General features: G+C 39.6%; 11 protein-coding genes and 1 pseudogene. 11 read left to right on the forward strand and 1 reads right to left on the reverse strand.

All coding sequences use genetic code 11. From position 1 onward, the window contains the following. Nucleotides 1-481: 481 nt before the first annotated feature. The 6 genes and pseudogenes from EWM59_RS05785 (at nt 482) to EWM59_RS05810 (ending at nt 18,751) form a co-directional block, all read left to right on the forward strand. Nucleotides 482-3,742 (forward strand): SusC/RagA family TonB-linked outer membrane protein, encoded by a 3,261-nt coding sequence (locus EWM59_RS05785; RefSeq protein WP_130019996.1) that lies wholly within the window; start codon nt 482-484, stop codon nt 3,740-3,742. A 25-nt stretch (nt 3,743-3,767) separates the two neighbouring features. Next, entirely contained in the window at nt 3,768-5,489 is a 1,722-nt protein-coding gene (locus EWM59_RS05790; protein ID WP_130019997.1) for a RagB/SusD family nutrient uptake outer membrane protein, read from the forward strand. Between the two features lie 75 nt (nt 5,490-5,564). Beyond that, the gene (locus EWM59_RS05795; RefSeq protein ID WP_130019998.1) at nt 5,565-9,128 is read left to right on the forward strand and encodes a VCBS repeat-containing protein; all 3,564 of its coding nucleotides are present in this window, start codon (nt 5,565-5,567) and stop codon (nt 9,126-9,128) included. Between the two features lie 823 nt (nt 9,129-9,951). Beyond that, nucleotides 9,952-13,128, forward strand: a complete 3,177-nt coding sequence (locus EWM59_RS05800; protein WP_130019999.1) for a SusC/RagA family TonB-linked outer membrane protein — start codon at nt 9,952-9,954, stop codon at nt 13,126-13,128. A 54-nt stretch (nt 13,129-13,182) separates the two neighbouring features. Continuing rightward, a pseudogene (locus tag EWM59_RS05805) lies at nt 13,183-14,978 on the forward strand (RagB/SusD family nutrient uptake outer membrane protein). Between the two features lie 95 nt (nt 14,979-15,073). Beyond that, nucleotides 15,074-18,751: a VCBS repeat-containing protein gene (locus EWM59_RS05810; RefSeq protein ID WP_229239285.1), complete on the forward strand. Its 3,678-nt coding sequence runs from the start codon at nt 15,074-15,076 to the stop codon at nt 18,749-18,751. Between the two features lie 62 nt (nt 18,752-18,813). On the opposite strand, the gene EWM59_RS05815 is transcribed toward EWM59_RS05810, so the two are convergent. Then, complete coding sequence (locus tag EWM59_RS05815; RefSeq protein WP_130020000.1) at nt 18,814-19,557, reverse strand: NUDIX hydrolase; 744 nt, start codon at nt 19,555-19,557, stop codon at nt 18,814-18,816. 386 nt (nt 19,558-19,943) lie between these two features. Here EWM59_RS05815 and EWM59_RS05820 point away from each other — a divergent pair, with 386 nt between their 5' ends. The 5 genes from EWM59_RS05820 (at nt 19,944) to EWM59_RS05840 (ending at nt 25,996) form a co-directional block, all read left to right on the forward strand. After that, a complete protein-coding gene (locus EWM59_RS05820; RefSeq protein WP_130020001.1) occupies nt 19,944-21,605 on the forward strand; it encodes a carboxylesterase/lipase family protein in 1,662 nt (553 codons plus the stop codon). A 139-nt stretch (nt 21,606-21,744) separates the two neighbouring features. After that, nucleotides 21,745-22,620: an alpha/beta hydrolase gene (locus tag EWM59_RS05825; RefSeq protein ID WP_130020002.1), complete on the forward strand. Its 876-nt coding sequence runs from the start codon at nt 21,745-21,747 to the stop codon at nt 22,618-22,620. A 13-nt stretch (nt 22,621-22,633) separates the two neighbouring features. Next, nucleotides 22,634-23,512: an alpha/beta hydrolase gene (locus tag EWM59_RS05830; RefSeq protein ID WP_130020003.1), complete on the forward strand. Its 879-nt coding sequence runs from the start codon at nt 22,634-22,636 to the stop codon at nt 23,510-23,512. Nucleotides 23,513-23,709: 197 nt separating this feature from the next. After that, nucleotides 23,710-24,240 (forward strand): gluconate 2-dehydrogenase subunit 3 family protein, encoded by a 531-nt coding sequence (locus EWM59_RS05835; protein WP_130020004.1) that lies wholly within the window; start codon nt 23,710-23,712, stop codon nt 24,238-24,240. Nucleotides 24,241-24,277: 37 nt separating this feature from the next. Next, nucleotides 24,278-25,996 (forward strand): GMC oxidoreductase, encoded by a 1,719-nt coding sequence (locus EWM59_RS05840; protein ID WP_130020005.1) that lies wholly within the window; start codon nt 24,278-24,280, stop codon nt 25,994-25,996. Nucleotides 25,997-26,081 lie beyond the last annotated feature (85 nt).

Here is a 26,081-nt window from a genome sequence, read left to right on the forward strand (position 1 = left end):
TTAAACCGCGAGTATTTACCAGATTTGTAGCTTTTGCGTGGCTCAATGAACTTCATCAGACAATTTAATTCACAATTTAAAATCCTCACAGAATAAATAATAAGAATTAAGGTTTATGCCTTTTCTTGCACGGTACATTTTAAAGAAAAATTTTGGAAAACAGAGATGTAACATAACCTGATTTAAAAAAAAACATCATAATTCCAAACATTGTATTTTCCACAGCTTCATAATTTAAAAGTAGATTTTCACGAAAGTAGTTTTTTTGAATTTGGCAAAATTTTATTTGGCATAAATAAAATGTGTGTTTGGTGTGGATAGATAAATTTATAAAAAAAACATGAAAAATTTGGAAAATTTGGAGTGGATTTCTATAATTGTGCCAAATACACTTATTAAGATAAATCAACAAAATCTTGATATAATATAAAGTCTTTAATTACAATTTATTTTTTACTTTTTTTTTAACTAAAACAAAACTATGAAACAAAACTACTTTGTGCCCATACGGGGTGCTTTGTTTTGTGGACTACTATGGATGATGTCCATAGTAGCTTTTGCACAAAAGTCTGTCAGTGGTAAAGTAAGTGATTCAAAAGGAGAAGGTGTGCCAGGCGCCAGTATTTCTGTAAAAGGAACTACTGCAGGTACAATCTCAGATGCAGAAGGGAACTACAAAATCAATGTTCCAAACGCCGGCGGAACATTGGTAATCAGCTCAATTGGCTACAAAACGGTAGAAATTACATTAGGCAATCAAACCACTGTTGATGTTACACTTGAAGATGATGCAGCAAGTCTTGACGAAGTTGTTGTAACAGGATATTCAGTTGATAAAAGACGTGAGTCAACTGGTGCCATCTCAACTGTAAAAACAAGAGACCTTACAACCGTTCCTTCAGCCAGTGTTGAACAACAATTACAAGGTAGAGTAGCCGGTTTAACAGTTGTAACTACGAGCCAGCCGGGTTCTGGTAGCCAGATTCGTGTACGTGGATTTGGTGCATTTGGTGGTAACGCTCCTTTAATGATTGTCGATGGTTTTCCGGTAGGTGATGTAAATTACCTGAATCCTGAAGATATTGAGTCTACTACCGTATTGAAAGATGCTTCTGCGGCTTCTATCTACGGGGCAAGAGCTGCCAACGGTGTAATTGTATATACTACCAAGAAAGGCAAAAAAAATGCGAAGAAACTAAACGTTACTTATGATGGTGTGTTTGGTTTTACAGATCCGGGTCAAGGTCAGAAAATGATGAACCCACAAGACCAGGCAGAATGGACCTGGACAGCTCTTAGAAACTCAGGTGCACCGTTAACTCACCCCCAATATGGTTCAGGAGCAACGCCAATCATTCCTGATTACCTGAAAGTAGGAAACAGAAGTGGTGTAGTGGGTACTATTGATATAGAAGCTGAAAGAGCAAAATACAATATTACCGGCCCAACCATTGGCGATTACTACCAAGTAATTAAAGCTAATAAAGCAGGTACAGACTGGTACAAAGAATTGACTCAAACAGGTACAATCCAAAGACATTCATTAGGTTTTGAAGGTGGTGGCGATGCTTCACGTTTCTTCGTTGGTTTATCATTACAAGACCAACAAGGTATTTTGGCAAGCCAGAGAGCAAAACGTATTGCTATGCGTGTAAATACTGAGTTTGACCTTTTCAAAAATGTAAGAATTGGTGAAAATATCCAGTTGACATTCTTGCAAATCTTAGGTCGTCAGGGTGGTAACAATGGTTTGCAGTCATCACAAGATGAAAACGACATCTTGGGTGCGTTCAGATCGCCAACTATTATCCCGGTTCGTGACGAATTTGGTGGATGGGCTGGTACAACTGCCCTTGGTTTTGGTCAGGGTTCAAACCCTGTTGCTAACCAACAAGCAGGAAAACTAAACAAAAACTATAACGCTTTAGCATCAGGTAACTTCTATATTGAAGTTGACCCGATTAAAGATTTGACACTACGTTCGTCTATTGGTGGAACTTTCAACAACTTCTACGGTTGGGGATATGGTCGTCCGATTTATGAAACACTTGAAAATAAAAGTGTAGTATGGTCTTATAACGAAAGCGGTGGTTTCAGATTAGGCTGGACATTTACCAATACAGCTACCTATAAAAAGAAATTTGGTGCTCATGGTATTGACTTATTGGTTGGACAAGAAGCCCTTAATACCGGATTTGGTAAAGACATGAGAGCTGATGGTCGTGCGCCATTCTCTGGTGACCCTAACTATATTACTATTTCTACGCTTGATATCAGAAACCCTGCTACCAGTGTTAAAGACAATGGTATTACCTTTAACTCATACTTCGGTAGAGCAATCTACAGTTTCAAAGACAGATATATTATTACAGGGGTTATCAGACGTGATGGTTCATCTCGATTTGGTCAAAACAACAGATATGGGGTGTTCCCTGCGGTATCAGCTGCCTGGAGACTTTCAGACGAATCGTTCATGAAAGGTCTTGCCTGGGTAACTGATTTGAAAGTCAGAGGGGGATATGGTACAATGGGTAACTCAAACAACGTGGCACCTGCCAACCAGTTTAACTTGTACGAGCAAAATGTAGGAACCTCTGGTTATGACATTAATGGTACAAATGGTGGTATCGTAGGTGGGTTCAGACAATCAAGAATTGGTAACCCTAATGCTAAATGGGAAACCAGTATCACCAAAAATATCGGTATTGATGGTTCATTCCTGAAAGGTAAATTAGATGTAATCTTAGATTTATGGCAAAAAGATACCAAAGACCTGTTGTACACGTTACCAATTACACAAACAGTTGGTTCAGCTACTGCTCCTTCAGTAAACGTGGGTACAATGGTAAACAAAGGTATTGATATTCAGGTAATTACAAGAGGTAAATTCGGCGCTGAGGTAGGCTATGAATTTGATGTTACCGGTAGTTTCCTTGATAACAAAATTACTCAAATCGGTGGGGGTCTTACTTACCTCTTAGATGTGAACCCTGGTTTCAGAGGTGTAAACCCTATCCGTAACCAATTGGGTTATTCATTATCATCTTTCTATGGTTATCAGGTAGTAGGTTTATTCCAGACTCAGGAAGAAGTGAATGAGGCTTTGAAACCAACAGCTACCCCTGGTGCTGCTATCCCAACACAAACAGGCGCAGGACTTGGCCGTTTCCGTTATGCTGACTTAAATGGTGATGGTACTATCACAGCAGATGACCGCACTTACTTAGGTAGCCCGGTTGCTAAATTTACAGGTGGATTAAACTTCAGATTGACGTACAAGAATTTTGATTTACTTGCTTATTTCTATACTTCAATTGGTAATAAAATCTATAATATCTCAAAAAGATTTACAGATTTCTATCCATTATTTGCCGGTTCTGCTATCTCTGAGCGCGTAAAAGATTCTTGGACCCCTGAAAACAGAGATACTAACATTCCACGTTTCGAACAAAATGATGGTTTCAGTACTGGTTCTCAATCAAGCAGTTTCTATGTAGAAGATGGTTCATACCTGAGATTCCAGAACCTTTCGATTGGTTACAATTTCCCAACCACTCTTGCTAATAAAATGAAACTGAGCAGACTTCGCGTGCATGCAGCGGTTAATAACTTATTAACAGTTACTAAATATGGTGGTCTTGACCCTCAGGTAGCAGGTGCAGCTGATACCAACTTTGGTGTAGATTTGGGTAACTTCCCGATGACTCGTCAGGTAACGTTTGGTTTAAATGTTGGATTCTAATTTCAGTTAAATTACAATTAAGACAATGAAAAAAATTAAAATATTAATTTCCAGCGCCGTCCTGTTTGCAGGAATGTATGCTTGTAGTGATAGCTTTCTGGAAGTTCCCCCAACAGGGACACTTTCTAAAGACCAGTTAACCGGCCTTCCCGGTTTGGAAGGGTCGTTAATCGCAGCCTATGCACAGTTAAGTGCCTTGAGCCAAACACACTCTGGTCCATCAAACTGGCTTATCGGTAGTATCAGAGGTGGAGATGCTAATAAAGGAACTGACCCAGGTGATGGTACTGAAATGATTCCTATCCAAAGATACGAGTATGTATCTACTGACCAGGTGGCCGGAAACGTTTATGCCAGCTATTTTGATGGCGTTGCCAGAGCCAATTCGGTTCTGTCTTTATTAAAAGAAGCGCAAGCAAGCGTGAAAGACGCCGATAAGGCCAGAATAAGCGCTGAAGCTCGTTTCATCAGAGCACACTTTTATTTCCAGTTAAAGCGTAACTTTAACATGGTTCCTTATGTTGATGAAAACATTGGCGTAGGTAACGGAATTGAGAAAGTAAAGAATGATACTGATTTATGGCCAAAAATTGAGGCTGACTTTAAAGCGGCTTACGACGTTTTACCTGAAACATCATCTTCGGTAGGTCGTGCCAATAAATGGGCAGCAGCATCTTATTTAGCAAAAACATATTTATATCAAAAGAAATATGCAGAGGCTAAAGCACTTTTTGACCTGATTATTGCCAATGGTAAAACAACTGGCGGTCGGAAATATGCCTTGTTACCTAAATATTCTGACTTATACAGAGTGGCTAATGATAACAATTCAGAATCAATTTTTGCAGTTCAGGCAACTGTGAAATCAGGTAGCGGAAACAACGCCAATGGTGATTTGCAATTAAACTTTATTCAAGGAGTTGACCCGGGTACTTGCTGCGGATTCTTTCAACCATCGTTTGAGTTTGTAAATTCATTCCGTACTGATGCTAATGGTTTACCATTATTGGATAATTCGTATAATGCCCCTGCAAATGCTGTTAAGACTGATATGGGTATAAAATCTGATCAGCCTTTCACATTAGATGCCGGCCCGTTAGATCCAAGATTAGACCACTCAATTGGTCGTAGAGGAATTCCTTTCTTAGATTGGGGCCCACATACTGGTGCAAGTATGATTCGTAACCAACCAAATGGTGGTCCTTACTCTCCTAAAAAGTATATATTTACCAAAGCAGAAAAAGCTGCTGGTTTGACAGAAACTGGCGGTTGGGGACACCAGACTTACAATGCTTATAACGTAACAATTATCAGATTTGCAGACGTTTTATTAATGGCTGCAGAAGCTGAAATTGAAGTTGGTTCTTTAGCAAAAGCCCTTGAATATACAAACATGGTAAGAGGTAGAGCTACTAATGCATCAGATTTCGTAATGTTGAATGGCGCACCTGCGGCTAACTATAAAATCGGATTGTATAGCTCTTTCCCTACAAAAGAATATGCCAGAGCAGCCGTTCGTTTTGAAAGAAGAATTGAATTAGGTATGGAAGGCTACCGTTTCTACGACTTAGTTCGTTGGGGCGAAGATGTTGAAGCCATCAACCGTTACCTGAAATACGATCAGGTTTTATTACCGGGCGCTTTGGGTGGTGCTGTATATACAGCTAATAAAGCTTTGTTCCCTTTACCACAGTCGCAAATCGACCTTATAGGCAAAGATATATTAAAACAAAATCCTGGTTATTAATAGTCAGTTTGCCTGATATTTTACCAAAAGAGATGGCTACCAAGCCATCTCTTTTTTATATCCCATTTTCCAAGTATGAAACAGTCTTTTGTTTATTTATCCCTACTCATTACCACTTCAATTTTAGTCGCTTGTCAGGAAGAACAGGAAAAAGTTTTTACATCACTACCTGTTGCGCAGACAGGCATCAGTTTCTCTAACAGAATCAAAGAAAATGATTCTTTGAACATTCTCACATTTGAATACATTTATAATGGTGGGGGTGTTGCTTTAGGTGATTTTAACAACGATAAACTCACCGACGTTTATTTTACCGGTAACACTACACCCAACAAATTGTATCTCAATAAAGGAGATATGAAGTTTGAAGATGTTACCCAACAGGCAGGTGTAGATGGAGCAGGACGCTGGACTTCAGGGGTGGCAATGATAGACATCAATAATGATGGTCTGTTAGATATTTATGTATGTGCCACAGCAAAAAAAACAGGAAGCCAAAGGGCTAATTTATTATATGTAAATCAGGGAGTAGCACGGAATGGGATTCCGTCGTTTAAGGAAATGGCAGTCGACTATGGTATTGCCGATACAACACATACTACCAATGCCGCCTTTTTTGATTACGACAATGACGGTGATTTAGATTTATATGTGCTGGTAAACGAAATGGACGATACCCGTTTCCCGAATCAGTACCATGAAAAAGTAACTGATGGTTCTTCAAAACGTAATGACCGTTTATACCGGAACGATTTTGATAAAACAAAGAACCATCCGGTTTTTACTGATGTAACTACACAAGCAAAGATTTTTGACGAAGGCTTTGGCTTGGGTATTAATATTACAGACATAAATCAGGATGGCTGGAAAGATATTTATATTACGAATGATTTCCTTACAAATGATTTACTGTATATCAATAACCATGACGGCACATTTACCGAACAGGCAGGTAAATATTTCAAACATACTTCCTACTCAGCTATGGGTAACGATGTGGCTGATATTAATAATGATGGTTTGGTAGATATAGTTGCATTAGATATGATGCCCGCTACCAACAATCGCAAAAAAATGATGACTCCTGCCAATAGCTATATTACTTATCAGAACAATGAAAAATATAATTACACTTTTCAGTATGCACGTAATACGTTACAGGTGAATCAGGGGAAAAATCCGGTAACAGGTGAACCCATGTTTAGTGAAATAGGCCTGTTGTCGGGCATAGCACAAACTGACTGGAGCTGGGCACCAATGGTAACCGATTTTGATAATGATGGACTACGGGATATTATCATTACCAATGGTTTTCCAAGAGATATTAACGACCACGATTTTCTGGCCTATCGTGAGCAGGTGTACAGTTTAATGGCAAAATCTATGCTGTTAGAATATGTTCCTGTCATAAAACTCAAAAACTATGCTTACCAGAATAAAGGAAACTTTCAGTTTGAAGATGTTACCGATAAATGGGGCATTACTGAGCTTACGACAGCTAACGGAGCCGCTTATGCCGATTTAGATAATGACGGAGACCTTGACTATATAGTGAACAATATCAATGATTCTGCCTCGGTTTACCGAAATAACTCAATACAGATAAAACCACAGGAGAGCAATTACCTACGCCTGCAATTGCAAGGCATAGGCAATAACCTGATGGGTATGGGTGCATGGATTGAAATTGAGTATGGCAACGGACAGAAACAGGTATATGAGCATACCCCATACAGAGGATATTTGTCGTCAATAGAGCCGATAGCGCATTTTGGTCTGGGAAAAGTACAAAAGATTGACCAGTTGAAGATAATCTGGCAAAGCGGAAAATCACAGGTACTGAAAAATGTAAAAGCCAATCAGGTAATGACACTCAAAGAAGTAGATGCTACCCTGCAACCGTCTATTACTAATACTACCGCCCCAACTCTATTTACTGACATAAGCAATCAGTTGAATGTACCTTACAAGCATGAAGAAATAGATTTTATTGATTTTAATGTGCAAAAATTGCTACCGCATAAGCTTTCACAGTTTGGCCCTGCCATTGCTGTGGGCGATGTAGATGGTGATGGACTCGAAGATATGTTTGTAGGTGGGGCAAACCAGCATAAGGGTAAGTTTTTGATACAGAGTAAAGATGGGAAGTTTGCTGTAAGGGATTTATTATCAGGAGAAGACGGCCCTGCCAAAATAACCGAAGACATGGGAGTATTGTTGTTTGATGCTGAAAATGATGGAGACTTAGACCTATATATCGTAAGTGGTAGTTATGAGTTTAATCCTGACTCTCCTTCGTTACAGGACAGGTTATATGTAAATGATGGAAAAGGACATTTTGAGCTGAACCAGCAAGCCATTCCGCAATTCCTGAAAAGCGGCTCATGTGTAAAGGCAGCCGATTTTGACCATGACGGAGATTTAGATTTATTTATAGGAGGTAGGGTAGAGCCTAATAAATACCCTGCTCCGGTTTCAAGTTATATTCTAAGAAACGATTCATCGAAAGACCAGCCAAAATTCACAGACGTTACTGCTCAGGTAGCTCCTGGCCTGCACAATATCGGCCTGATATGTGATGCCTTGTGGAGTGATTATGATAACGATGGCTGGCTTGATTTGGTAGTAGTAGGCGAATGGATGCCCATTACAATTCTGAAAAACAGTAAAGGCAAGTTAGCACCTATTGCACAATCGGGCGCACTGAGCGGAAAAGTGGGTTGGTGGACAAGCATTGTGGCAGGCGATTTTGATAATGACGGAGACATGGATTATATAGCCGGAAACCTGGGACTCAATACTCTTATGCAAGCTAATGATGGCCAACCTGTAAGTATATATGCCAAAGATTTCAACAATGATGGCTTCTTTGATGCTATTCCTGCAGTATATTTCCCTGATAAAGATGGCAACAGAAAAGAATTCCCATTCAATACCCGTGACGATCTGGCAAAACAGTTTATTCAGACACGCCAGCGTTTTCAGAACTATACCAAGTTTTCGGAGGCAACCATCAACGAGATATTGAAACCAGAAGAACTGAACGATGCGTTGATACTAAAGGCAAACTGGATGAAAAGCAGTTACATCGAAAACAAAGGGAAGGGTGTATTTGATGTGAAAGAACTTCCGATACAGGCACAATTTGCGCCTATTTTTGGCATGGTAATCGAAGACTTTGATCAGGATGGCAATTTGGATGTACTAATGGCCGGAAACGATTTTGGAACAGAAATATCAGTCGGGCGTCATGATGCTCTTAATGGCTTATTTTTAAAAGGCGACGGTAAAGGCAATTTTGCTGTGGTCTTGCCCGAAAGTAGTGGTTATTGTGTAGGAGGCGATGCCAAAAGCTTGGTAAGACTAACAAATGCCAAAGGAGAAATGCTGCTGGTAGCTTCACAAAATAGAAACGACCTGAAGTTTTTCTCTTACAAAAATCCTGCTAAACCCATTGCGCTGAACGCTGATGAAACCACCGTTTTAGTAAAGCTGAAAAATGGCAAAACACGTAAAGAAGAGATAGGCTATGGTACATCCTTTTTATCTCAATCTTCTCGTAGTGTTCTCTTACCAGCCCATATAGAACAGGCAGAGATTATGACTGCCACAGGAAAGAAGCGACAGGTAAAGCCTTAATAAAATGAAAGAATTGGGCGTAAAAAAAAGAAGAAGTGTATTTTAAACACTTCTTCTTTTTTACGTATATAGGGTTTGTAATATGAATTTTGAACCTGTTTTTTAAAAAAAATTATAAATACTTCTATAATTGATTAGAAAAATTAAACGGAGATTAAAATTGATAAAAAAAAAAGAAAAATTTGGAAAAATTAAAGAATAACTCTAATTTGTGTCGAATATAGTTATAAAGACAAAATTTATTGACTTTATGCTATAAACGTACTAAACCTATGAAATATATCTGCATTTTGCTCTTTGAGCAATAGTAATATAAAGATATAATTCAGGCTATATATACCTATTTACTAACTAAATACTAAAAAAGCCGATGAGAGAAATTTCCTTATAATGTTCTACTGCGTCTTAACAAATCCCTACACATCTTATTTCGGAATACTTTAGCTATTCTGTTAATATATAACCTAATTTTATAAAAAGCGTATGAAAGTTATTTTTTCGTCATTACTACGTACACACACTTTGCTCTGAAATAATTCAGAACAATCAAACGTGTATGCCTTTTTTGCTGTTTATCATTTTTTTAAAAGCGTATGAAAGATTAATCTCTTTCTCTATCATAACTCTATCATAACACTATTTTCTTGTGCGCACAAGGGCAAGATGATTGCGTATATTTTATAATTTATTTTGCTGTTACCCGATTTTTAAAAGCGTATGAAAGATTAATTTTTTTCCTTTCAGTCATGTACTTTCCTGTTCTGGCAAGTATAGGCTGATTCTGTGTAATTCATTATTTTTTTAACTAAATAAAACAAAGCGTATGAAAGAAAACTACTTTGTACCTATAAGGGGTACTCTGATTTGTGGCATACTTTGGCTGATGTCCATAGTAGCATTTGCACAAAAATCTGTTAGTGGTAAAGTAAGTGACCCAAAAGGTGAGGCTATTCCGGGGGCAAGTATTACCCTCAAAGGAACTACAACCGGAACAATCTCAGACGCAGACGGAAATTACAAAATTAATGTCCCAAATTCGGGTGGTGTTTTGGTAGTGAGTTCTATTGGTTATAAAAACCAGGAAATTGCTGTAGGCAATCAGACTACGCTGAACATAATTTTAGAGTCAGATGAAGAAACACTTGATGAAGTGGTTGTAACCGGCTATGGTACTCAGTCAAAAAGAGATATTACAGGAGCTGTAACAACCGTAAATGCAAAAGATTTACAATCTGTACCTGCTACTACTTTTGCGCAACAATTACAGGGACGTGCCTCTGGTTTGAGCATTGTAAACGATGCAACACCGGGTGGTAATGCCACTGTTCGTATCCGTGGTTTTGGTACAATCGGTAACAACGACCCGCTCTTTATTATTGACGGTGTACCTACAGAAAACCAAGGAAACCTCAACCCGAATGATATTGAAACCATTCAGATTCTGAAAGATGCTTCTGCTTCCTCTATTTATGGTTCTCGTGCGGCTAATGGGGTGGTAATTATCACCACCAGAAAAGGAAAAATCGGCCCTGCAAAAATCAGCTTCTCGGCATACTATGGCACGCAGAAAGTTTCAGAGAATGTACAGTCATTGAATGCAAAAGAATTAGGTGAATATCTTTATCTGGCAGATAAATATGCCGACAAAGCCCCACAACATGGTCAGTATACTTTTGGCGCTAATGGTGAAGTAACAATCCCTGCCTATGTATATCCAAGTGCAGGGAAAGAAGGTGCCGCCAATACAAACCCTGCCTTGTATTCACTAACACCAAGTAATATTTATCCGATTACCAAATCGGCCGATACTTACTGGTGGGGCGAAGTTACCCAAACAGCACCTATTCAGAACTATCAGCTAACAGCCAGTGGTGGTTCAGAAAATAGCCGTTATGCTTTATCGGTGGGTTATTTCTCACAAGATGGGGTTGTGAAATTTATCGGTTACGACCGTTATACTTTGCGTTCAAATACAGAGTTTTCGGCTATTAACAAGAAACTAAGAATAGGCGAGAACTTTACCGTATCATTTGATAACCGTAAAGGTGGTTTCGGTAATAACGATGAACAGAATGCGGTTTCGGGTTCTTACAAACACCATCCTTTGTTACCAATCTTTGATATTAACGGATTCTTTGCGGGTTCACGCGGGGCTAATTTAGGTAACAACTCAAACCCTTATGCTACGCTTGCCCGTCAGGCAGACAACAGAAGATACCGTCTTAGAGGTTTTGGTAATATCTATGGTGAGTATGATATTCTCCCATTCCTGACATTTAAAACCAGTTTAGGTATTGACATCACTACCGAAAACGGTAAATACATTGGTCGTGCCAACCCTGAGTATATTGAGGGTAGCTTTGTAAATAGTTCAGAATCAAATACTAACTACGACTACCAATGGGTATGGCAAAATACTTTATCGTTCAGCAAAATTTTTAATACTGTTCATAAAATTGATGCCTATATAGGTACTGAAGCTATCAAGCAATTTGGCGAATATTTTGGTGCTACCCGTCAAGGTTATGCGTTTGAAACTTTACCAATTATCAGCTATCTCGATTTAGGAGACCCTACCAAAGTAGGTAATTATGGTAGAGTAGGAAATGACTATTCACTATGGTCGCAGTTTGGTAAATTCAACTATGCTTACAACGATAAATATTTGTTTCAGGCTATTATCAGAAACGACGCCTCTTCTCGCTTCTTGTCGGCTTCACGTAATGCACTTTTCCCTGCTTTTAGTTTAGGCTGGCGTTTATCTGAAGAGAAATTTATTTCTACCAATCTGCCATTTGTAAGCGATTTGAAACTTCGTTTTGGTTGGGGTAAAACAGGTAACCAGAAAATAGGTAATTATAACGCATTTACTACTTATCGTTCTGACATCTGGCACGCAGGTTATCCGATTGATGGTAACCAGACTACACCAACCATCGGTTATGATACACAGGCATTTGGCAACCCTGATGCTAAATGGGAAGCTACTACCTCAACAAACTTCGGGATAGACGCCTCATTGTTCAAAGGTAAGTTAAGCTTCGAACTTGATTTCTGGAAACGTGTAACATCTGATATGTTATTTACCATTCCATTAACCTTTACAGTGGGCGACGCTGCCGCACCAGCTTATAATGTTGGCCAAATGACCAATAAAGGATTAGATGCAGGTATTAACTACAAGAGTAATATCAATAACTTCCGTTATAGTATATCTGCTAACTTATCAACTTATAGAAATAATGTTGATAAATTGGATGAAAGCCCTAATACACGTTACCTGGGTTATACTTCCCGTGTTCCAGCTATTACCGTAACCCAAGCGGGTATCCCTATTTCATCATTTTATGGTTATACTGTTTTAGGTATATTCCAGTCGCAATCTGAAGCAGATGCCTGGCCAAAATATGAAAGTTATAACAAACCGGGTAAGTTTAAAATGGCTGATATCAATGGCGATGGAGTAATTGACCCTAAAGACCAGGGTGTTATTGGTAATCCTCATCCTGACTTTGTTTATGGTTTAAGCTTAAACTTGGGCTACAAAGCATTTGATTTAACCATCTTTGCTAACGGAACACAAGGCAACGATGTATTTAACTATACCCGTTATTTCTCCGATTTCAATACTTTTCAGGGTAACCGTTCAAAACGTGCTTTATATGATGCCTGGCAGCCTTCCAATCCTTCAGGTACTGTACCTATCATGGATGCCAACGACCAGATTAGTAGTCGACCATCAAGTTACTTTATCGAAGATGGCTCTTATTTCCGTATCAAAAACGTACAGTTAACCTATAATCTGCCATCGAAAATTACAGGTAAGACCGCTTTAGACAATGCACAGATTTATGTACAAATGCAAAACCTGGCTACGTTTACGAAGTACACAGGCCTTAATCCTGAAATTCAGACAGGTGCCGATACTACTTTAGGGTTTGATGGTGGATATATGCCTGTATCAAGGACATTTATTGTAGGCGTTAATTTTGGTTTTTAATATTCATATCTGAAAACCAACGACTCAATTACTAATAAAAAAGATTATTCAAATATGAAAAGTAACAATATTGTTAAAATATTTCTGGCTACAGGACTTACAGTTGGATTTGCCATTGGGTGTAGTGACGAATTCCTGACCCGTGAGCCACAAGCCCAGTATAGCCCAACTGCCTTGAAAACTGCCAAAGGTGTGGAAGGGGTATTGCTGGGAGCCTACGCCATGATTGATGGGACAGGTCTGGACGGACAAGACCCGTGGATGAATGATATTCATAACTGGGTTTTTGGTGGAGTACCGTCTGACGATGCCTATAAAGGAACTGATGCAGGTGACCAGCCCGAAGAAACCTTTATCGAAAGGTGGGACTTTCAGGCTACCAATAACCATATAAAAAATAAATGGCGAGGCCTTTTCAAGGGTGTAGCTCGTACTAACGACGTGATTAATACCCTGAAAGATGTGAAGGATATAACCGAAGCCAGAAGAGCACAGATTTTGGCAGAGGCTAAATTCCTGAGGGGATTATTTCATTTTGAAGCAAAAAAATGTGGAAGAATATTCCTTACATTGATGATGCTACTTTTAATTTAGATGATTTGCAAAGCACAAAAATCCCTGTTGACCCACAGGCTTGGGCAAAAATTGAGAAAGATTTTGCCGATGCCGCAGCCGTATTGCCTGTTACACAAGCACAAGTAGGCCGCCCAACCAAATGGGCTGCTAAAGGTCTTCAGGCTAAAGCATTGATGTTTCAGGGGTTTGATGTAAACACCGGAGCAGCTAATGCAGCTAAATTAACTGCCGCTAAAGCAATTCTGGAAGAAATCATGAATAGCGGTAAATACCGATTGGTTGACCTTTACAGAGACAACTTTGATGCCAGCACTCGTAACAATGCCGAATCAATCTTTGAAGTGCAATTTGCCTCATCAAGTGCTACCGGCGATGCTGCTAATCAAGGGGTAGGTCTGGCTCACCCTTATGCTTCTCCCTGGGGATGTTGCGGTTTCTACCAGCCTTCACAAAACCTGGTAAATGCGTTTAAAACAGGTGCAGATGGCTTGCCATTAATTGATACTTTCAATGATTCTGACGTTAAAAACGACCAGGGTTTAAAACTGGAAGACCCCTATACCCCCTATGAAGGTATGTTAGACCCTCGCTTAGACCATACAGTTGGTCGTCGTGGTATTTTGTTTATCGACTACAAAATTCATAATGTAGACTTTATCCGTGACCAGACTTATGCAGGGCCTTATTCTCCAAGAAAACATATACCTTCTAAAGCATTTACAGGGGTTAATGGTTGGGGTAACCTAACCAGCAATAACTATCGTTTGTTGCGTTATGACATGATTCTGCTTTGGTTGGCTGAGTGTGAGGTTGAAATAGGAAGCCTTGAAAGAGCCAGAGAGTTAGTGAATATGATTCGTACCCGTGCGGCAAATCCGGCAGGTTTTGTGCAAAAAGCTACACAAGGGGCTACCCGTGATGCCTATACTTTAGTAGTTGATGCTCAGGGTAATCCGGTGCCTGCGGCCAATTATAATATTAAAAACTATACCGCTCCGTGGACAAACAAAGATGATGCCCGTAAAGCTGTACGCTTTGAAACCCGTTTAGAGTTTGGTATGGAAGGCCATCGCTTCTTCGACCTTTCAAGATGGGGCATAGCCGCCGATGTATTGAATAAATACAATGAGGTAGAATCAAACAAACGTGTATATAAAAAAGGTGCAAGGTTTGTAAAAGGTAAAAACGAATTTTATCCGATACCTCAGGAAGCCATAGACCGCTCAGAAAAAGATGGTAAAGCCACTTTAGAGCAAGATCCGGCTTATAAATAGTTTTACAGTGATTGTTTTAGAAAAAAAAGTTAATTTTACAGAGATGGTAGGTTTACCATCTCTGTTTTTTTAAGCATACTACCTGTTTTTTTACAATGAAACCCGTTTTTATGTACAACCTCATCCGTAAACTCTCATGTATCTTACTAATTCCTGCACTTTACTCCTGTAATAAGAAAACAGATACTGTTTTTACCAGATTACCTTCAGACGAAACAGGTATCCGGTTTTCTAACCGAATTACTGAAAACGATACCATGAATATTGTTGCCTTTGAGTATGTATATAATGGTGGTGGCGTAGCTATGGGTGATTTTAATAACGATAATAAAGTTGATGCTTATTTCACCGGAAATCAGGTTTCCAATAAACTGTATATGAATCAGGGAGTCGATAAAAATAATGAACTGAAATTTATAGATGTTACTGCCGAGGCGCATGTGGGTGGTGAGGGCAGATGGTGTAATGGCGTAGCTGTGGTAGATATTAATAATGATAATCTTTTAGATATTTATATATCGGCGTCGGTTAAAAAAGTAGCCAGCCAGAGAGCTAACTTACTCTATGTAAATCAGGGCGTAGGACGGAATGGCATTCCGTCGTTCAAGGAGATGGCGGCAGACTATGGTATTGCCGATACCACACATACCACTAACTCAGCATTTTTTGATTATGACAATGATGGTGATTTAGACCTTTATGTGTTGGTTAATCAGATGGAAGACGTAAATATTCCGAATATGTACCGTCAGACTCTAAAAGACGGATCTTCTAAGCGTACACACAGACTTTACCGCAATGATTGGGAGGAGTCCAAAAAACATCCATACTTTACTAATGTATCAAAAGAAGAAGGAATCCTGATAGAAGGCTTTGGATTAGGTGTAAATATTACAGACATTAATCAAGATGGCTGGAAGGACATCTATGTAACCAACGATTTCCTGACCAATGACTTATTATATATCAATCAGCACGCCAATGGCAAACATATTGGTTTTGTAGAACAAGCCAAAGATTATTTCAAACACACCTCTTACTCGGCTATGGGGAACGATGTGGCTGATATAAATAATGACGGTCTGGCTGATGTGATAGCAGTAGATATGATGCCATATACGAACAAGCGGAAAAAGATGATGACGATGGCTAACAATTATCAGACTTTCCAGAACAACGACCGTTTTAATTATACCTATCAGTACCCACGCAATACACTGCAAATTAATCAGGGTAAAAACCCATTGACAGGTAAACCAATTTTCAGTGAAATAGGGTTAGCCGCAGGAGTAGCACAAACCGACTGGAGTTGGGCACCTATGGTAGTTGATTTTGACAATGATGGGTTGCGGGATATTATTATTACCAATGGTTTCCCGAAAGATATTACTGACCTCGATTTTATGGCTTATCGGGCGGAGGTAAATAACCTGGCAACTTCTACTTATTTGTCAGAGAATATTCCATCAGTCAGAATCAAAAACTTTGCTTTTCATAACAAAGGCAACTTCCAGTTTGAAGACGTAACCGAAAAATGGGGCATGGCCGAACCCTCGTTCTCTAACGGTGCTGCCTATGCTGACCTTGATAATGATGGCGATTTAGATTATATAGTCAACAACATCAACGATTCTGCTTCGGTCTATCGCAATAATTCAATGCAGTTAAAACCACAGGAAAGTAATTATCTGCGAGTTAAATTTCAAGGTAATCTGCCTAACATTATGGGTTTAGGAGCGTTGGTAGAGATTCAATATAACAACGGTCAGAAACAAGTCTATGAGCATACACCTTATCGGGGCTATATATCATCGATTGAGCCTGTGGCACATTTTGGGTTAGGCAAAATTCGGCAAATTGACAGATTAAAGGTTATCTGGCAGAGTGGTAAAATACAGATACTAAAAAATATCAAAAGCAATCAGGTATTAAGTTTAAAAGAAAGTGAAGCAAACGGTGATGATAATCCCGGAATTTCAGTTCCCTCACCATTATTTACCGATATAAGTGAGCAACTAAAAGTGCCTTACGTGCATGAAGAAGACGATTATATTGATTTCAATGTGCAGAAACTCTTACCCCACAAACTATCTCAATATGGCCCCGCCATAGCTGTTGGAGATGTGAATGGTGATGGTATAGAAGATATGTTTATAGGTGGAGCCAGATACCGGAAAGGTAAATTTTTAATACAGAATAAAGAGGGTAAGTTCATTGTACAGGATTTACTATCAGGAGAAGACGGCTTCAAGAAACCTTCGGAGGATATGGGTATTTTGCTTTTTGATGCCGATAACGATAAGGATTTAGACCTCTATATTGTAAGTGGTAGCTATGAATATAAAGCTGATTCCCCAGATTTGCAGGATAGATTTTATGTGAACGATGGCAAAGGACATTTTACCCTGAATCAGCAAGCTATTCCAGCTTTTCTGAAAAGTGGTTCTTGTATAAAAGCTACCGATTATGACCACGATGGCGATTTAGACTTGTTTATAGGTGGCCGTGTAGAACCAAATGCTTATCCGAAGCCTGTATCGAGCTATATTCTAAGAAATGATACGGCTAATGGACAGATAAAATTTACAAACGTAACAGCTCAGGTAGCTCCAAAACTACAAAATATTGGTCTGGTATGTGATGCTATCTGGAGCGATTATGATAACGATGGCTGGCAGGATTTAGTGATGATAGGCGAGTGGATGCCTGTAACGATTTTAAAGAATAACAAAGGTAAGTTAGAACCAATGCCACAAAGCGGAGCATTAGCCGGTAAATTTGGTTGGTGGACAAGTATTACCTCCGGCGATTTTGATAATGATGGCGATATAGATTATGTAGCAGGTAATCTGGGACTGAATACATTGATGCAGGCCAGCGATACGCAGCCTGTAAGTGTTTATGCCAAAGATTTCAATAATGATGGATTCTATGATGCCATTCCAACGGTATATTTTCCTGACGATGAAGGTACAATGAAAGAGTTTCCGTACAATACCCGTGATGATCTGGCAAAGCAGTTTATTCAGACCCGTCAGCGTTTTCAGAATTATGCCAAGTTCTCCGAAGCAACAATTGACCAGATATTAAAGCCGGAAGAGCTAAAAGATGCCCTGATTCTGAAAGCCAACTGGATGAAAAGCAGCTATATCGAAAATAAAGGAAACGGGCAGTTTGAAGTAAAAGAACTACCTATACAAGCCCAGTTTGCCCCGATTTATGGAATGGTAACTTATGATTACGACCAGGATGGAAACTTGGATGTATTGATAACAGGAAATGATTTTGGTACAGAACTATTAGTAGGCAGGCATGATGCGTTCAATGGCCTGTTATTGGCAGGAGACGGTAAAGGTAACTTTACACCAACGCTTCCAGAAGGAAGTGGCTATTATGTTGCGGGTGATGCCAAGAGTCTGGTGCGACTAAAAGACGCAAAAGGTAATCAGCTTTTTGTAACATCTCAGAATCGAGGTGATTTAAGATTCTTCTTATACGAAAATCCATTTGAGAGGGGGGTATTAAGAATGGAAGCATTTGGTCATGGTGATGCGAAATTATCTCACCGAATAACCCCAGTCAAAACAGTTGAAGTATTGCCCAACGAAACAACTGCTATACTGAAACTCAAAGGAGGTAAAAGCAGAAAAGAAGAACTGACTTATGGTTCGTCATTCTTATCACAATCCTCACGTAGTCTGGCCTTACCTGCCGACGTAGAAAGTGTTGAGTTAATAGATAATCTGGGTAAAAAAAGAGTGGTAAAGCCATAAACCACAGCCTCAGCTCTCTATTGAGGAAAAAACTTCTATCTCATACAAAAACAGCCAGTGAATCAAGGTTTACTGGCTGTTTTTGTATCAAAACAGTACAGATAAGGGGCTTTGTGGGCACCACCTGTAATTTTTTTGTCTAATCTTTTCAGCATATGTAAACCCAATATTTTTCGCTGAAAGTTAGAGCGGGCAATTTTCTCTCCTAAAATTGTTTCATACAAATTCTGAAACTCGTTCATCGTAAAGGTTTCAGGCAAGAGATTAGGGCCAATCAGTTTTTCATCCAAGTTTTTTCTGAGTGTATGTAAAGCTTTCTCCAGAATAGAATCATGGTCGAAAATAAGCGAGGGTACAAGGTTTAAGTCATGCCACGTGCAAGAGTCCGAAAACACATCAGGCATCGGAGTAGCTTTAGAAAAATTAATCAGGGCATAATAACCAATAGAGATAAAGCGGTTTAGCAAAAAATGGTCAGCTTTAAGAATAATTCCACTGCCATTCATGAGTTTATGATGCGTGGCATCAAAGCGTCTATCCTTGTCTCCGAACACATAAAATTGTTCGAGATAAATGTCTTTGAGCCCTGTTCGTTCATTTAAAACTCTTGCAGCTGCGTCTTCTAAATTTTCGTCCTGGTTAATAAAGCCTCCCGGTAAAGCATAGCAATCAGTGTTTTTATACTTTAAGAGTAATATTTTCAATTGATTGTCGTAATAGCCAAAAATAACACAATCAATCGAAACACTCGGAAGCATCAAAGGTCTTGCCTCCCAAAACTCTTTCAAGTCGGGATTATCAGTCATACAAAAGGTTAATAGTAAATGTATAAAATTAGGTTTGTACAAATATAAAGAAAAGTTTGTATTAATTAAAGAATGTTTGTATCATTGTTACAAATTGATACAATGACTTTGTTTGTTATAATCAATTATTGAAAAATTTATAAAATATCCGCCCTCTTCATCGTAAAACTCGAAAAATCGCTACAAAAAAGCGATTGAGGGGCTAATTTATCCCATAAGTCGATTCTTAGAAAAGTTAATCCTATTGCTGTTTAGATTTAGAAATCATTCGTGTGATTTTGTTAGTTGAGGTAGCTTTGTTTATTCTCCTTACTGCTTTCAACTGCGCAACATCCGCTGAATCACTCAATTACCAGGTCTTTCAACCTTCTTAACATATATTTAGTATGAAATCTAACAGACGAAATTTTATTCAGACACTGGGCCTTGGTGCAGCTGGTGTAGGTATGAGTAGTGCCGTGCCTTTAACAGCCGATGCACATGCTTTTGGTTATAAAGAAAAGGACGATGAGCAGATCTTGTTTGTAGGAGATAATATTGCCGTAGCCAACACAGGTTACGGAAAAGTTCGTGGGTATATTCTGAGAGGTATCCATACTTTTCTGGGTATTCCGTATGGAGCAGATACAGGAGGGGCTAATCGTTTCATGCCTCCGCAAAAACCACAGACCTGGGAAGGCGTAAAACCAACAGTCTGGTGGGGAAACAGCGCACCTCAGATTATGGAGAAACGCTATTCCGACCAATATTCTTCGTTTGTTGACCACTGGAATTATGATGATGTAAGTGAAGATTGTCTGAGAATTAATGTCTGGACTCCGGCATTAGATGGTAAAAAAAGACCCGTAATTGTGTGGTTGCATGGTGGTGGTTTTGTGAACGGTAACGGTATTGAGCAAGATGGTTATAATGGCGAAAATATCAGCCGTTTAGGCGATGTGGTCTATTGTTCATTGAATCACCGTTTAGGTACTTTAGGGTTTACCAATCTGGCAGGTGCAGGTGGTGAGAAATTTGCCGCTTCGGGCAATGTAGGTATGCTTGATATTGTAGCTGCTCTGGAATGGGTAAAAGAAAATATTGCCAATTTTGGCGGTGATGCATCTAATGTAACCATTATCGGTCAATCGGGTGGAGGAGCTAAAGTTACTACACTTATGGCTATGCCATCAGCCAAAGGATTATTCCACAAAGCAGTGGCTTTAAGTGGTTCGTCTTTGTCTGGTGTGCCTAAAGAGTACTCTGAAAAACTGGGGGCGGCTGTACTGAAAGAAGCAGGTTTAGGCCCGAATGAGATTGATAAATTACAACAGATACCTTGGAGACAGTACATTGATATTGCTAACAAAGCAGTAGCATCAATGGCAGAAGAAGCCAAAAGAATGAACCTGCAAAGAGGTGGCTATGCTCCGGTGGCAGATGGTAAATTCTTAAGCGATAAACCATTTTTCTCTGATGCTAACCATTTTTCTGCTGATGTTCCGTTGATTGTCAGTACTACTTTTAATGAGTTTTCGCCAAGCCGCACAGATGCGAATGTAGAAAAAGTGTCGTTGGCCGATGTAAAAGAAAAACTGAAACCAAGATTTGGCGATAAATCAGGTGAAATCGCAGATGCTTATGCCAAGGTTTTCCCAAATAAGAAGCCAATTGAAATCTGGTCGATGATTATCTCAAATCGTAAAAATGCCATTGCCACGGCTGATGCCAAAGCTAAACAAAAAGCTCCGGTATATGTAGCCTGGTTTGGCTGGCAACCACCATTATTTGATGGTAGAATGCGGGCTTTCCACTGCGATGATATTTGCTTCTGGTTCTACAATACTGACCTGATGCTGACTCATACAGGTGGTGGCGCAAGACCCCGCCGCTTGTCTGAAAAAATGGCTAAATCATTCGTCAATTTCGCACGCACAGGTAATCCGAATGGCGGAGGGCTTCCGAACTGGGCACCCTATACAACTGCCAACGGTGAAACCATGATTTTAGATGATGTATGCGTCATGAAAAATGACCCTGACCGTGAAGCACGGAAGGCAATTGTGTAATGTAAAATGGCCTCATTCCAAGCCGCTCTCCAAGTGGAGAGCGGCTTAAAAGTATCTAATCTGAAGTCTTTAAATTTGGATTTAAAGACTTTATGATTGTATATTTACTACTTATTCATCTTTAACCTTTACATCTGCAATGAAACGCATTTCGTATGTGCTGTTTTTATTGGTAACATTTACTACATTTGGTCAGCAAGGCATTGTAAAAGAAAGTCTTACCATCAAAAGTGCTCTGATGGGCAAAGAAATTAAATACAATATTTACCTTCCTGCCGACTATAACTCATCTAATCGTTCTTATCCAATTCTCTACTTATTGCATGGTTTTGGCGATGATGAAACCGGCTGGGTACAATTCGGAGAAGCCAACGTTATCACAGATAAATTATCTAATAGTGGCGAAATAGCCCCGATGATTATTGCCATGCCCGATGGTGGTGTAAGCGGCTATGTAAACAGCTACGACGGTAAGGTGCCTTACGAAGATTTCTTCATCAAAGAGTTTATCCCCTATATTGAAAAGACCTACAGAGTGCGGGCACAGAAACGTTACAGAGCCATTGCCGGGCTTTCGATGGGGGGGTATGGTACCTTAATCATGTCAACCAAACACCCGGAGTTATTTGCTGCTTCTGCTCCATTAAGCGCAGGTGTGCGTACAGACGAAGAAGTATTAGCTATGCCAGATGCACAATGGGCTACCTCTTATGCCCAACGCTATGGTAAAGACCTGGTAGGTAATGCCCGTCTGACCGACCACTACAACAAAAACTCTATCCTCAAAATTATTGAAACGGCGAATCCTGAGGATATTAAAAAGGTAAGATACTATATTGATTGCGGCGATGATGATTTTCTGATTAAAGGCAATATGGCCTTACATGCCCTGATGATAGACAAGAAAATTCCACATGAGTTTCGTGTGCGTCAGGGTGGACATACCTGGACTTACTGGCGTACAGCTTTGCCCGAAGTTCTGAAATTTGTAAGTGAAAGTTTCCATCAAAAATAATTCACCAAGTATAATGAAAAAGATAAGCCTGTTATTGCTGTTGTTGGTTTCAATGGCCGGTTTTGCCCAACAAGGTATTGTAAAAGAAAGTCTGAAACTCAAAAGTAGTACTTTAGGCAAGGATGTGAAGTATACTATTTATCTGCCTGCCGATTACGAGAAAAACAATCGTTTGTATCCGGTTTTGTATTTACTACATGGCTATACTGACGACGAAACAGGCTGGACACAGTTTGGACAGACACCTGAGATTGCGGATAAAACGATTAATAGTGGCGATGCTCCTCCGATGATTATTGTCATGCCTGATGCAGGGGTAACATGGTATATGAACACCTTTGACGGAAAAACAAAATTTGAAGATTTTTTCATAAAAGAGTTTATTCCTTATATCGAAACTACCTACCGCGTTCGTTCTAAGAAAGAATTCAGAGCTGTGGCAGGCTTATCAATGGGAGGACTCGGTACGCTACTCTACGCAACAAAACACCCGGATATGTTTACAGCAGCAGCGCCTTTGAGTGCGGCGGTGTGGACAGATGATGAAATCATTAACGGAAATCAGAATCAGGACCAATGGAATTATGTATTCGGAGATTTGTATGGAAAAAATCTTAAAGGGAAAGAACGCCTGAGCGAGCATTATTATAAAAATGCCCCCATTAAAATAGTAGAGACTGCCAATGCAGAAGAATTGAAAAAAGTAAAGTTTTATATTGATTGTGGTGATGATGATTTTCTGATTAAAGGCAATATGGCACTACATGCCATGATGATTGACAAGAAAATTCCTCACGAATTCAGAGTAAGAGATGGTGGCCATACCTGGTCATACTGGCGCACGGCTTTACCGGAGGTATTGAAATTTGTAGGAGATAGTTTTCATAGGTAGAAGAATTGAGTGATTGTATGAATGAGTGATTAATTGTTTTGAACTTTGATTTACCTGATTCGAGGATTTCGCTGATGCTTAATCACAAATAAATCAAAGTAATCAGGTTAATCAGCTAAATCAAAGTTCAAAACAGTCACCAACAAGCACTAAATATATTTTTAACAACATTATCCAATTTATTAACCTTATCAAGAATGAATCGTAGAGAAGCTGTTCAGAGACTTTTCCTGTTAGTAGGAGGGGTATTGTCTCCGCCGGTAATTGCCGGTGTAATGGGACAAGTACTGAATACAGGCGAAAGCGTAATGACTACTGCCGGACAAGAGGCATTAATTGCCGAGGTAGCCGACATCATCATTCCAACAACTGACACCCCGGGTGCTAAAGCCGCCGGAGCAGAGAAGTTTATCATCAGAGTCATGCGTGATTGTTATGTGAAAGACGACCAGGATAAATTCTATGCAGGTCTGGCTAAATTAGATGCCGACAGCAAAGCTAAATTTGGTAAAGGCTTCATGGATTTGAGCATACCTGAAAAGAACGAAATGGTAAAATTGTCGATGACAAATGATAAACCTTTCTTCCTAAGAATGAAAGAACTAACAACCGTAGGTTATTTTACTTCTGAAATAGGTGCTACACAAGCATTGGAATACTTGCCAATTCCGGGTAGATTTGATGGTTCTGCCCCATATAAACCGGGTCAAAAGGCTTGGGCTATTTAATTGTTAACCTATTCACAGATAAAATTTACAGACAAAAATGAACTTAAATATAGATGCTATTAAAGCCCAGACCTACGATGCTATTATCATTGGTTCGGGTGTAACCGGAGGTTGGGCTGCCAAAGAATTAACAGAAAAAGGGTTACGTGTAATCATGCTTGAAAAAGGAAAGCAATTAGAACACGTAACAGGATACGAAAATGCCATGAAAGACCCTTGGCAGATGCAATATAACGGAAGATTGACGATTGCTCAGAAAGAATCGCATCCGAAATTATCGCGCGATTATCCTTATAATGAAATGACAGAGAAATACTGGATGAACGATTCAGATTCGATGTATAAAGAAGATAAAAGATTCGACTGGTTCCGTCCGAATATTGTGGGTGGTAAATCAATTATGTGGGGACGTCAGTCATATCGTTTAAGTGATATAGATTTTGAAGCAAATCTAAAAGATGGTATCGCCATTGACTGGCCTATCCGTTATAAAGATATAGCTCCGTGGTATTCTTATGTAGAGAAATTTGTAGGTATCTCAGGAGAAAAATTGAACTTACCGCAGTTGCCTGACAGTGAGTTTCTACCTCCGATGGAAATGTATGCCGTTGAGAAAGAGGTGCGTAAACGCATTGAGAAAAATTTCCCGGGTCGTCATATGACTATTGGTCGTGTAGCTAACCTTTCAGAGGCGGCTAAGGCACAATTAGGTGTCGGTCGTGCTTCGTGTCAATATCGTAACAAATGCTCTTTGGGCTGTCCGTTTGGTGCTTATTTCAGTACACAATCGTGTACGCTTCCTCCGGCGGCTAAAACAGGTCGTTTGACCTTACGCCCTGATTCGGTAGTAACTGAAATTATGTACGATGAAAATAAAAAACGTGCAACAGGTGTGAAAGTAACCGATGCGGTAACCTTGCAACAAACTGAATATTTTGCCAAAGTGATTTTTGTTTGTGGTAGTGCCTTAGGTTCAACGGCTGTTTTATTGAACTCAAAATCAAACCGTTATCCAAATGGATTAGGTAATGATTCAGGGGAGTTAGGTCATAACCTGATGGATCACCATTTCAAGATAGGTGCTTCGGGTGTTTGGGATGGTGATTTGGATAAATATTCGTATGGCCGTCGTGCCAATGGTATTTATGTACCTCGCTATCGTAACATCGGTAACGATAAACGTGATTATATCCGTGGTTTTGGTTATCAGGGTGGGGCAGGCGCAGGTCGTCAGGGTTGGCAGCGTAACGTGGCTGAATTGAGCTTCGGTGCTGACTACAAAAACGAAGTAACCAAACCGGGTTTATGGACAATGGGGCTAAGTGGTTTTGGAGAAACTTTGCCTTACCACGAAAACCGCATGTATTTACACCCAACCGAAAAAGATAAATGGGGGATGCCATTGGTAGTTTTCGATGCTGAGTTGAAAGAAAACGAGAAGAAGATGCGTATTGATATGCAGAACGATGCCAAAGAAATGTTGGAAAGTGCAGGTGTGAAAAACGTACGTAGCTACGACAACGGCTCTTACTTGGGTATGGCCATTCACGAAATGGGTACAGCCCGTATGGGTCGTGATCCTAAAACATCTGTATTGAATAGCAACAACCAGGTGTGGGGTGTGCCAAACGTATTTGTAACCGATGGAGCAGCAATGGTTTCGGCTTCTTGCGTAAACCCATCATTGACCTATATGGCACTAACCGCTCGTGCAGCAAGCTTTGCCGTTAACGAATTGAAGAAGAAGAGTATATAGTTTTTTGATTCCAATGCACGGTCGAAGGCACAAGCCAAAGGACTAAAAAACTCAAATAATGCAATAACACAAATTCTCCTAACCT

The sequence above is a fragment of the Emticicia agri genome, from assembly GCF_004168285.1.
Taxonomy (GTDB): domain Bacteria; phylum Bacteroidota; class Bacteroidia; order Cytophagales; family Spirosomataceae; genus Emticicia; species Emticicia agri.